We start from the raw sequence: 12,139 nt of genomic DNA, 5'->3' as shown, positions 1-12,139 counted from the left end.
ATACGTAACTGGCCCCCTTAAACTCTATTATTAATATCTCTTTAGCAAGCTATCAAGAGCTTGAGAGTTATATAACATTAAGAAAAGGAAAGCGCAAAGTCATCCTATGCACTTTCCTTTTCGTTTTTCTACTAGTTTTCCAATAATTTAAGTGACTCTCTATTGAATGCAGGAAGGTCATCAGGAGTTCTGCTAGTTACCAGGTTGTTGTCTACAACCACTTCTTCATCTTTTACTATTGCGCCAGCATTTTCTAAATCTTTACGTACAGACACAAAGCTTGTCATTTCTCTATCTTTTAATAGATCTGTTTCTACAAGGAATTGTGGCCCGTGGCAAATGGTGAATACTGGCTTGTCTTCTTGTAAAAACGCCTTTGCAAATGCACCATTTTTCGGGTTAATACGTAATAAATCTGGTGAAAACCCTCCAGGGATTAATAAAGCGTCATAATCACTAGGATTTACCTCATCAATACCTTTATCAGCTTTGATTTTGTCACCATTTTTACCGGTTATTTCCTTGTTTGCTTCTTCACTAATAATCTCTATTGTATGACCTGCATCTTCAAACGCTTTTGCGGGATCAGTTAATTCGATTTCTTCTACCATATCTGTTACAAGTGCAGCAATTTTCTTACCCATGTTAACTCATCCTTTCTATTTTTGAATTCAAATCCAATCATAAGAAATAAGTTTTAATAAGTAAAGTAGACTGCTTAAAGAAGCTTTATTAAATAGAGTGAATTCTCCGTTAGACCTAAGAATCCATCTAATAGACACTTTTTTTCACTGTTTCAATCGTTTTTGTCTTTGAGAGCGCTTCTCTAGGGTTTCAACTTTTATACAAGTAAGTATATTTTCTTCCTCATAAACGTTATTTCGCATGAACAGTCTGTGTTATAATATACAAGTTGCTTTTCAATACTTAGACTAAAAGCATGTTTATAAGAACCAATAAAATCTCGTTTTTGAATATGTTTTCATATGCTATTATTTTATCATGGTGCTAATCGCCTGTATGACCGCCAATTCAAGCTTTAAGTGCTCAGTGGGGGAAAGTTTTACTTTATTATTTGCATAGCTTCGAGGGATACGGGTTCTAGATTTTTTAAAAGGGGCTAAATAGAATGAAAAGCTTTTATCAAGATTGTTTAAAAAGGTTAAAAAGGACAGAAGGAGATGGATGGAAAATGATTACGATAGATGGTGTAGTAGGTGTAGGGAAGACAACTTTAATGGATATAGTTGTAAACGAGTTAGGGTATACACCATTTGAAGAACCCGTTGTGAATAATCCAATTTTAGATAGATTTTATTATGACCGTGAACGGTACAGCTTTCCGTTACAAGTATTCTTCTTGAATGAACGGTTCAAACATATAAAAAATGCTAGTAAATTGAACAAGGCAGTGCTGGATCGCTCTATCTATGGAGATGTTATTTTTGCCAAAATGTTAAAGGATAATGGTGAAATGTCTGAAGAGGAATTTAATATTTACTTAGACCTATTCAAAAATATGATTGAACACTGCGAGCCACCTGCATTAATGATATATCTTGAAATATCAACAGATGAAGCGATTCGTCGTATTAACAAACGTGGTAGAAGTTATGAAGTTGATACAGAAGATGCATATTGGGAGAGGTTGAATAAAGAATACAGAGAATATTTTGAAGCATATGACGCATCGCCGGTTTTGAAAATTAATGTGGATCAATTAGATTTTGAAAACAATCTATCTGATCGTGAATATGTCATAGCTCAAATAAAAAAAGAATTAGAGGTACTAAACGTATAGAAGCCATTGCGAGAAGTACTCAGTTTATTATAAAAAGACCGCACATGCCCAAGCATGAGGCGGTCTTGCATGTAACAGGTGGGTGACTACTCTTGTTGTGTTAAAGCAAACCAATCATTTAACGACGGATGATCTTAATGATTGTCTTATCTTCTTCATCGTCCTCTTTTTTCTTATACCCATAAGCGATAGTATTTCCATCCCCGCTTACTAAAACTTTTTTAAGATCTTCTTCTTCACCAAGTTCGATCGTATAAAATGGAGATGTTTCATCTGTTTCAGTATCATAAACTGTCAGTTCATTTTCTTTTTGTATTACTATCTTACCAGCAGCAATGGGGAAAATATTTGTACCTTCACCAATTTCTTTTTGTTCAAAACTGTCTCTGTCTGTAATATAAAAGTTAGCGAGACCCATGATCTCCTCACTTCCCGTATATTTCCGCGTGACAGCATATTGATTATCTAACGTTACTTTGACTGAATTAGCATCCATATCCTCACCAATCGACACTTCATTTAATTCACCTGTTTCCGTATTATAGTGCGAAATTCCTTCTGTGTAACTGATATACAATGATTTTGCATCGCGTGATAAGGCTAGTTTAGGTTCATGAGTTCGTTCAATTTCACCAAATAGCTCATATAATTCTTCTGTCAACTCATACATTTCTATTTCATCATTTTGATAATCCCATAAATAAAAATTCAATTCATCATATCCGTCACTTCTCACTGGAATTAATCCTTCTTCTTCACTTACATACCTTGGTCCTACATGAAAGAAGTCTTCAGGTTCAACCGTTTTTAAAAACTCTTCAGATTCCCCTGTTCGAGGATCATATATCACGAGAGTGTAGGGAGTTGTTTCATTATTCGAGTCATTCACAGTTGTATAAATGTTACCTTCAGGATGTAAATAAGAAAAGTGATCAAAGGTTTCCATATCAAGTTCTTCAATCTCTCCATCCACCCAAACTTTCATTCGATCTGGTTCAGCAAGCCTATCATCTTTTTCCCCGTAATTTAAAGCTTCTCCATCATCTCTTATAAAAAAATTATTAAGTGCGAGATGACCTTCAACATCAATAGAATCTATCTCTTTAAATTCACCTGATCCTCCTTTTGACCCTGAAGCGTCATCACTACCGCATCCAACTATTCCAAAAAGCAAAATAATAGATAGTCCCGTAAGAATATTACCTAGTTTCATCTTTCTTTCCCCTTTCCATTCTATATCCTGAATAAGAATACCATAACTTTCCATCATACTATATAGTATAAAAGCTTCATTTTTTCCTAGTTATTATATTTGTGATTGAAGGGAAATTAGAGGAATTACATCACGATTCTAATGATTTTGCGAAGAAAAGCATGTAAGTACCTAAGAGAGGGTATTTGTTTTGGAAATACGCTTTATTCGTATTCGTTAATACAGTATCTCTCCTGTTTTTTCAACTATGTCTGCATAATTAATAGTGAAAAGTAAAATGCCATGAAAGTAAAAGAACATGTAAATAAAATGGTATTGATGGTTGTAGATTCTTCATCTTTTATTTTCCTAATTATTGAAATCAAATTCACACATAAAATTATGGAGAATACAGGCAATAGATAAAAGCCAATAATACTTATAGCCATCCAGATAATATCCCTCCTAAAAATTAACAACACTTAGCATAACATATTTGCAACTAACTACAACATTAATGCTTGAATTTTGATGAAAAAAACTAAAAACTAAATAACTAATCAAATAGCATGCCAAATCGTACATGGAGTGGTATGCTATTTTGGTGATGCTTCAATAAAGTGAATCGTTTCTGCTACTGAACATATTAAAATGTTCAATAATGGCGAGGAAACTCATTTCGGATCTATTTCAGGTAATTAGTAGATTAACAGGTCTCAAGACACCAAGCGGTTAGCTAGGAAGGAAGAAAAGTGAGTATTCAATCTGAAGAAAAGAGCAAAAAAATTTATTTTCTATTATTTTTGGTTCCACTCTTTTGGGGTGGGGCTTTTGGAACAGCTCAACATGTTATTACGGAGATTTCACCACTAATAGCAGCAACATTACGATTTGGTTCCGCTGGACTGTTATTATTGATTATTGTTTTACTACGCGGTGAATGGAATTGGAAAGTATTAAGAAGACGATGGTTCGGCCTTTTTTTGATGGCAATTACAGGAATATTCAGCTATAATGCTTTCTTCTTTATCGCTTTAAAATATACCAATGCGGTTAATGCCTCTTTAATCATGGCAACTTCTCCTGTTTTCATTACATTAGGGGCGATTCTCCTTTTTAATGAAATATGGAGCAAACGCTTAGGAGTTGGCTTATTTCTATCCTTAACAGGTGTAGTTCTGGTCATTATGCAAGGGTCCATTCAAACTTTACTTTCCCTCTCCTTTAACAAGGGGGATTTATTGTTTATGGCGGCTTTAGCTAGTTGGGTTATCCACGGCTTAATAGGAAAAGTTGTGATGCAAGGGGTTTCTCCATTATTTACAACAACTATTACTACTTTAATTGGTTCGATCTTTCTTGCGATAGGCTCATTATTCGATGGGGAATGGAAAGCAGTATTAGCTATGTCTGGTCAATCATGGCTGGAGATGATCTACATGGTTGTTTTTGCAACTGTCATTGGTTTTCTTCTTTGGAATATGGGGATTCACCAGATTGGTGCGAGTAAAGCGAGTATTTACATGAATCTTGTTCCGATTAATGCTGGCTGGATTGCTGTTGTCTTGTATGGAGAAAGTGTAAAATGGCAACAGCTTTTTGGTATGTTACTCGTCATTACCGGAGTGTTCATTGTTACATATAATAAAAGTTTAAGAGGGTTGAAAGTACAAGCGAGATGATAAAATATAACAATTAGTATCAAAGAAGTCGTGTTCCATTCATTAAAAAATCACTCAAGATATACCTGAGTGATTTTTTTAGTCTTTTAGATCGCAACAGCATTCATTAATCCAAAGTACAGACTTGTGGCACCAAGTCCGGCCATAACTAGAGCGATATAAGGAGAAGTTTTTTGGACGAAAGTGTAGAGTATACAGCCTAGAAACAAAAGACCTATTAGTAAGAACAATACACTTAGACCGTTTAACTCTAAGATTATATCTGTAGTGGTGGGAACAGAAGCGATTGTCTGAAATAAAATGGACGATTCTCCTGCTTGCAGTGTCTGTTCTATGTTGTGTGGTGGTTCTTGTTCAGTCATTATTGCCGTTACCGCAATAACAGTTAAGATAATGACGCTTTCTGCCCGCCACCAATTTATAGGAGAATATTGTGCATCCTTCTTTGCTCTTTTTCGAATAAGCACGCTATTGATAAAGGCGAAAAAGAGAATCGGAATAAACAATAAAACCTTCCATAATAATGCTTGGCCATATGGCAATGTCCATGAATTAATGAAATTTTCGTTTAGAAAATAGTTCATAAACATTCCAGATAAAGCTAAAATAGCTACACAGCCAATGGCAAATGGGGTAAACCAACTAATAAACGCTTGCCAATTGTCATCATTCTTTGAAAACCAACTGGTGATAAATAATACGCCAATCCAAGCAGTAACAGCCGTATAATGAAACAAATGTGCTGTCGCTCCAGGATAGCTTCCCATACTGGCTGAATGCCCAACGATAGCCTGTGTTAATAACATTCCGAACGTTAAGAAAAGCCCAAGCGTATACAAAATTGGCATTGTCTTATTGTGACGTAACACAAACAATAAAATGATAAATAGAAGAGCTAACACACTTAATGCTAGCCAAGCTTGTCCTAGTGCAATATTGCTGATCACATAACCTATACTTGCAATAATAGGCTCTTCACTGTAATGGTTCAGTGAAAAGGCAAGATCTAACAATGAAATAAATGAAAGCAAAGGGATAAGGATAATAGCTATAGCCATCGTTTTTTTGGGTATGTCGACAGATGCTTTCTTATCCTTAGGAATAACCCCAAGCAAACATACTCCCATAAGAATGGCGAAACAAATGTATAACAAGCCATTACTTATCGATACAATCATTTTTTCTTCTTCCTAAGCATCAAGATGGCAAGAATAGCAACAATGACAAGGGCAATTGCGAATACAACTATCAGTGTGTTATTTTCATTCTCCTCATCAGTAGCGTCGTTAGCTTCATTTTCCTTCGCCTGGTCTGTTTCAATTAATTCTTCTTCTGTAGTTTCTTCAGTAGCCTCTTCTGATGTTTCTTGATCATCAATTGCTTCTTCCGTTTTCTCTTCCTCTACACTTTCAAATTGATAAGCTAACTCTTGTTCCATCACATGTCCGTCTTCACCAACAATACTGTAAAACAACGTGTAATTTCCATCTTCCAATGACTCTGGAAGCGTGACAACGAATGTGTCTGCTGGTTCATGGGTCACTTCCTCTAGTTGGAATTCTTCCCCATTTTCATGTGTTAAGTTGATTTCATTTAGCTCTTGGACAGTTGATTCAAAAATTAAGGTGATTGTTCCCGTATCTTCATTCAAAACTGAATTTTCTTCAGGCTCTGATGTTTCTAAGTGGGTATGTGCACCAACAATAGTTGGGAAAACAGTCAGTAATACAATAATAAAGAAAAAGATTCGTTTAAACATTTTTCATCTTCCTTTCAGTTATCTAACAATAATATATCTCTTTTATAACAGATCACCCCCCTTTTTACTATGGATAACTTTCGACAAATCTATGATGAAAATATGAAGGGATGCAGTTGATGAGTTCAAAACAACCTCGGTCAAATAAGAGAATCAATCACACCAAGGAATAACATTCGATTTGTGTATAAAGTGTATTCTGTCAAGAAAAAATAGGTTTGTCATCAGCCGTGCGACAAAGTTAGTTTTCAAGTATCTTGAAGGTAGGATAACTGTGTCATATGATTTAATTGAGGGATATAAAAAACTACATGGAAAGGGAGAAATATAATGGCTCAGTCAAACATAAAGGTGAAAGTCCAGCAGTTTGGTAACTTCCTTAGTTCGATGGTACTACCAAACATTGGTGCATTTATTGCATGGGGACTTATTACTGCGTTATTTATTGCAGATGGTTTTCTTCCGAATGAAAACCTTGCAAAATTAGTTGATCCAATGGTGTTTTACTTACTTCCATTGCTAATCGGTTACACAGGTGGTAAATTGATTCATGACCAACGTGGTGGTGTCGTAGGTGCGATCGCTACAATGGGGGTTATTGTAGGTGCACCAGATACACCGATGTTCTTAGGTGCTATGATTATGGGTCCGCTTGGTGGTTACGTAATTAAAAAGTTCGATCAAGCAATTGAAGGAAAAATTAGATCTGGTTTTGAAATGTTGGTGAACAATTTTTCAGCTGGGATTCTCGGTGGACTACTTGCGATTCTTTCATTCTTGGGTATTGGCCCAGCTGTAAATGGATTTACTCAATTACTTGTTGCAGGTGTGGATTGGTTAATTACTGCAGGATTATTACCATTAACAAGTATATTTATCGAACCTGCCAAAATTTTATTCTTAAATAATGCAATCAATCATGGGATTCTTTCTCCAATTGGTCTGGAACAGGCTAGAAGTACTGGTGAATCTATTCTTTTCTTATTAGAAGCAAACCCAGGCCCAGGTCTTGGAGTTTTATTAGCATTTATGCTGTTTGGAAAAGGTTCTGCAAAGCAATCAGCTCCGGGAGCAGGAATCATTCATTTCTTCGGGGGTATTCATGAAATTTATTTCCCATATGTATTAATGCGCCCAATGCTATTAATTGCTGTTATTCTAGGTGGTATGAGTGGAATTTTCACCTTAGTACTATTAGGTGGAGGTTTATCAGCTCCTGCATCACCAGGTAGTATATTTGCGATTGCTGCAGTTACACCTGGAAAAGCAAGCGTCTATTTCGCCAACTTCGCTGCTGTAATCGTAGCTACGATTGTTTCGTTCGTTGTTTCTGGATTTGTGTTAAAATCAAGTAAACAAGAAGACGAAGATATTGAAGAAGCTACACAAAAAATGCAAGAAATGAAAGGGAAGAAAAGTTCTGTTGCTGGAGCACTACAATCTAATCCAGGAACTCTTCCAGAAAGTGTAAATAAAATTGTTTTTGCTTGTGATGCCGGAATGGGTTCAAGTGCAATGGGAGCTTCCTTATTACGTAAAAAAGTGAAAGCTGCAAATTTAGACGTTTCTGTCACCAATACAGCAATTAGTAATTTACCAAATGATGCACAGATAGTTATTACACAAGAAGAATTAACTCCGCGTGCGAAAGATAAATTACCTAATGCTTATCATATTTCAGTTGATAACTTCTTATCAAGTCCGGAATATGACAAGTTAATTGACAGTCTACAAAACGGTGTCTCTGAAGAACAAGCTGAAATGGTTGAAGAAACAGAGGCAGATGTAACGGCTGCAGATCATGATCACGATGATGACGATTTGTTACGCGAAGAGAACATCTTCCTTAATCAGGAATTTGCTACGAAGGAAGAGGCTATTCGTTTTGCAGGTGAAGTGTTAGTTAAAAACGGTTATGTAGAAGAAAGTTATGTGGATGCTATGATCGATCGTGAAAATGTGACTTCAACTTACATGGGAAATAATGTGGCAATTCCACATGGTACAGAAGAAGCGAAAAAAGCGGTATTACGTTCAGGATTTACTGTTCTTCAAGTTCCTAATGGTGTTGATTTTGATGGTCAAGAAGCGAAACTAATCTTTGGTATCGCAGGAAAAGATGGTACGCATTTAGATATTCTTTCTGGGATCGCTGTGGTTTGTTCAGATGAAGAAAATATTGAACAGATGGTACAAGCGCAAACAACGAAAGAATTGTTAGACATTATCAATAGTAAATGATCCAAAAAAGAGTAGAAAGATGGTATCTTACTGTCTTTCTATTCTGTTATATTACCTGAGAATCAAAAAAAGAAACGAGTGGGTAGCATGTTTATAACGTCAAGAGAAAAATCAATCATTGATTTAGTAATGAAGACGTCTGGTAAGCACACACCACATTCACTTGCAAGCTATCTTCATGTAAGTGTGAGAACAGTACAGCGTGATTTGAAGGCTGTTGAAAACATTTTGAAGTCCTTTGAATTACAATTGAAGCGCACAACCAATGATGGTCTGATGATTGATGGAAAAAATGAGAATATTTTTAAGCTAATGCAGCAGTTGTACCATGTACATCCAACAGATGAAACACCAGAAGAAAAAAAGTTGCAATTACTCATTACATTATTACATGAAGGATCGTTTTTTAAGGCACAGGTGTTGGCAAAACAGCTAGGCGTAAGTGTTACAACACTTGCTTCTTATTTGGATGATCTGACAGATTGGTTAGCGAATTTTTCGATTGAGTTGACACGAAAAAGAGGCGTCGGTGTAAGTATAGATGGTAGTGAAGCAAATATGCGCAAAGCATTAGCAACTTATTTTTTGTTTCATTTCCATGAAGAGTTGTTAGAAAGCTTGTATCTTTTGCAGAAGAATAGCCAATTGGAAAGTCCTGTACTCAGTTACTTTGCTCCGGATAATCTTGTCGTCATTGATGAGATGGTACATCATTTGTTTGACAGAGGGCAGACAAGGTTAGCAGATAATGATTACTTAGGGCTTATCGTTCACATAGCAATAACATTGCAACGGGTAGAGAATGATTTTGTGTTGGAGGAAGCAACAGAACTAGATGATGAAGAATCGACAAGAGCATTTGAGCTAATTAGTCAGTTATGTGACGATTTGAAATCCGAATTATCGATCCCATTAACAAAAAAAGATGTTCATTATTTAGCGGTTATTTTAAAAGGGTCCAAATTGCAAGATTCTGAAACGGTAGATTATGACAGTATTATGCTCGGGCAGATTATAAAGAATATTATTCAAGATGTTTCAAGCCAATTACATGTTGATTTATCTCGAGATTTTTCGCTATTTCAAGGACTGCTAGCCCATATGGAACCTTCGATCTTTCGGTTAAAGCATCAGATGGGACTGTTTAATCCATTAACAGAACAAATAAATAAGAAATATCCTGTGTTATTTATGGCTGTTCGGAATAGTTTGGAGAAAGAATTTCCTGACATCAGCTTCCCAGACGATGAAATTGCTTTTATCGTTCTGCATTTTGGCTCGGCATTATTAATGAATGAAGAGAAGACAGCGATACATGCTGTTATTGTTTGTCCAACCGGAATAGGTACTTCCAAGATGCTAGCAAGTCGGATCCAAAAAGAATTTACGGAAATCAATTCTGTTGAGATCAAATCCATGAAAGCAATGGAAATGTCGAATTTAGATAAGTTTGATCTTGTTATTTCCACTGTCAGGCTTCCTTTTGATGATGTTCACTATATATTAGTATCACCGTTATTAAGTGATGGAGACATCGATATGATTCGCAGCTACTTGCAGAATAATATTCAACAATTAACCAGTAAGAATGAGTATGTGAAGGACAATGGTAAAGTGAAGTTACAAGCACCATCAAGCTTGCAAGATGTTTTACAGGAGATGAAAGATGTTCAAACGAGTATCGAATCGATCTTGAATAATTTACGCATATATTGGAAGGTTAACACAGATTATCAGCAAGTGTTAAAAGAGATGACAGCAGACTTAGAACAAGAAGGATTAATTACAGATGCTACTAAAGTTTTTGAGAAGCTACAGGAAAGAGAGAAAGTAGGCGGTCTAGGAATTCCAGGTACGAATATGGGATTATTTCACTGCCGAGATGACAGTGTTCAACAGCTTATTTTTCAAGTATGTCATTTAAAACATCCTTGTGTGATTAAAGGTATGGATGGCAAGGAAGTACAGTTAAAAAATGTACTATTAATGCTATCTCCCGAAAATCTAAGTTTAAAAGAACAAGAAATATTAAGTCTCATCAGTACTAGTCTGATTGAGAATGATGCAGCATTGATGATTTTTTCATCATCAAGTGAAGCAATGATTAAAGGTAAGTTAGAGGAGTTATTTTCAGATTACCTTCAAAATAAATGGATAAAGGAATGATCATCATGAAACAAGCAGTTCATTTTGGTGCTGGAAACATCGGTAGAGGTTTTATCGGAGCATTATTTTCTGAGTCAGGATATCATGTAACTTTTGTAGATATTGCCGATAAAATCATCAATCAATTAAATGAACAAAAGAGTTATCAAGTAAAGTTAGCAACAGATAAACAAGAAACAACTACGGTTAACCATGTATCTGGCCTCAACAATTTGACCCAGGAAAATGAAGTGATTGAAGCAATTACAAACGCAACCTATTTGACTACTGCTATTGGCCCTAACATCTTGCCAAGAATTGCACCGTTAATTGCACGTGGTATCTCTGAACGAGTGTACCAAACAGATGAAAAGCTATATGTAATTGCTTGTGAAAATCAGATCGGTGCAACAGATATTTTGAAGCAACATATTTTAGACAATGTTGATGAAGATACAAAAGAAAGATTAGCAGGACGAGTGCAGTTCTTTAATTCTGCTGTTGACCGTATTGTACCAATCCAAGAAGATAATGAATCACTTGATGTATTAGTGGAGCCATATTACGAATGGGTTGTCGAAACAGCAGAAAATATTCCAACTGTTGAAGGAATGACCATTGTTGATGAACTTGCTCCTTTTATTGAGCGAAAGCTATTTACTGTAAATACAGGACATGCAGTCATTGCCTATCTTGGCTACTTAAATAGCAAGTCAACGATTGATAAAACCTTAGCAGATGAAGCAATCGAGAAACAAGTGGAAGCAACGTTACAAGAGACCGGTGATTACTTAGTGAAGCAATATGGTTTAGATGGAAAAGAACACTTTAACTATATTCGCAAAATTGTCGAGAGATTCAAAAATCCATATTTAAATGATGGTGTAACTAGAGTAGGCCGTGCTCCAATCCGAAAACTTGGACCAGAAGACCGTTTGGTTCGCCCAGCAACTGAAGCACAAAAAGCAGGCTTGCCGTTTACAAACTTAGCCAAAGCCATTGCTGCCGCGTTATTATTTGATCATCAAGAGGATGAAGAAGCAGTAAAACTTCAAGCAATGATCGAAGAAAACGGAATTGCCAAAGTGTTGCAGGAAGTGAGTAATCTTGCAGAAGATAGTGAGATTACACAAGAAGTTGTGAAACAATATGATTTGTTAAAATAAATAAGGAAAAAATGGTTCAGTTACGTATAAAAAGTAGCTGGACCTTTTTTATTTGATAGTTTTTCTTTAGGGAAATAGTTTTGTGATAATATGGTATCTTAGAATTTTTGTTTCTGGTGTTGCTTGTGAACTACTCCCACCACTTACCACCCT

General features: G+C 35.8%; 9 protein-coding genes. 5 read left to right on the top strand and 4 right to left on the bottom strand.

Annotated elements, in window-relative coordinates; all coding sequences use genetic code 11:
• Positions 1-131: 131 nt before the first annotated feature.
• A complete protein-coding gene (locus tag GHT08_RS12270) occupies positions 132-644 on the bottom strand; it encodes a type 1 glutamine amidotransferase domain-containing protein (RefSeq protein ID WP_163581691.1) in 513 nt (170 codons plus the stop codon).
• 485 nt (positions 645-1,129) lie between these two features.
• Here GHT08_RS12270 and GHT08_RS12265 point away from each other — a divergent pair, with 485 nt between their 5' ends.
• On the top strand, positions 1,130-1,801 hold the full coding sequence (locus GHT08_RS12265) for a deoxynucleoside kinase (RefSeq protein WP_163581690.1): 672 nt from the start codon (positions 1,130-1,132) through the stop codon (positions 1,799-1,801).
• A 118-nt stretch (positions 1,802-1,919) separates the two neighbouring features.
• Here GHT08_RS12265 and GHT08_RS12260 read toward each other — a convergent pair whose 3' ends face one another.
• Positions 1,920-3,014: a hypothetical protein gene (locus GHT08_RS12260; RefSeq protein ID WP_163581689.1), complete on the bottom strand. Its 1,095-nt coding sequence runs from the start codon at positions 3,012-3,014 to the stop codon at positions 1,920-1,922.
• Positions 3,015-3,745: 731 nt separating this feature from the next.
• On the opposite strand from GHT08_RS12260, the gene GHT08_RS12255 reads away from it, so the two are divergent.
• Positions 3,746-4,675, top strand: coding sequence for a DMT family transporter (locus GHT08_RS12255; RefSeq protein ID WP_193568292.1), 930 nt, complete (start codon positions 3,746-3,748; stop codon positions 4,673-4,675).
• An 86-nt stretch (positions 4,676-4,761) separates the two neighbouring features.
• Here GHT08_RS12255 and GHT08_RS12250 read toward each other — a convergent pair whose 3' ends face one another.
• A complete protein-coding gene (locus GHT08_RS12250; protein ID WP_163581688.1) occupies positions 4,762-5,853 on the bottom strand; it encodes a copper resistance D family protein in 1,092 nt (363 codons plus the stop codon).
• Positions 5,850-6,434, bottom strand: a complete 585-nt coding sequence (locus GHT08_RS12245; protein ID WP_163581687.1) for a copper resistance CopC family protein — start codon at positions 6,432-6,434, stop codon at positions 5,850-5,852. The genes GHT08_RS12250 and GHT08_RS12245 overlap by 4 nt, the downstream gene beginning before the upstream one ends.
• Before the next feature lie 330 nt (positions 6,435-6,764).
• Between GHT08_RS12245 and GHT08_RS12240 the strand changes: the two genes are divergently transcribed.
• The 3 genes from GHT08_RS12240 to GHT08_RS12230 all read left to right on the top strand — a co-directional run bounded on the left by GHT08_RS12240 (position 6,765) and on the right by GHT08_RS12230 (position 11,986).
• Entirely contained in the window at positions 6,765-8,675 is a 1,911-nt protein-coding gene (locus GHT08_RS12240; RefSeq protein WP_163581686.1) for a PTS mannitol transporter subunit IICBA, read from the top strand.
• Positions 8,676-8,762: 87 nt separating this feature from the next.
• Positions 8,763-10,841, top strand: a complete 2,079-nt coding sequence (locus GHT08_RS12235) for a BglG family transcription antiterminator (RefSeq protein WP_163581685.1) — start codon at positions 8,763-8,765, stop codon at positions 10,839-10,841.
• Between the two features lie 5 nt (positions 10,842-10,846).
• Positions 10,847-11,986, top strand: a complete 1,140-nt coding sequence (locus GHT08_RS12230) for a mannitol-1-phosphate 5-dehydrogenase (protein ID WP_163581684.1) — start codon at positions 10,847-10,849, stop codon at positions 11,984-11,986.
• Positions 11,987-12,139: the final 153 nt, after the last annotated feature.

Origin of the sequence: Gracilibacillus saliphilus (genome assembly GCF_010994085.1) — a bacterium.
Taxonomy (GTDB): domain Bacteria; phylum Bacillota; class Bacilli; order Bacillales; family Amphibacillaceae; genus Gracilibacillus; species Gracilibacillus lacisalsi.
Note: the sequence above shows the minus strand (reverse complement) of the source record. Positions and strands in the feature narration are given on the sequence as shown.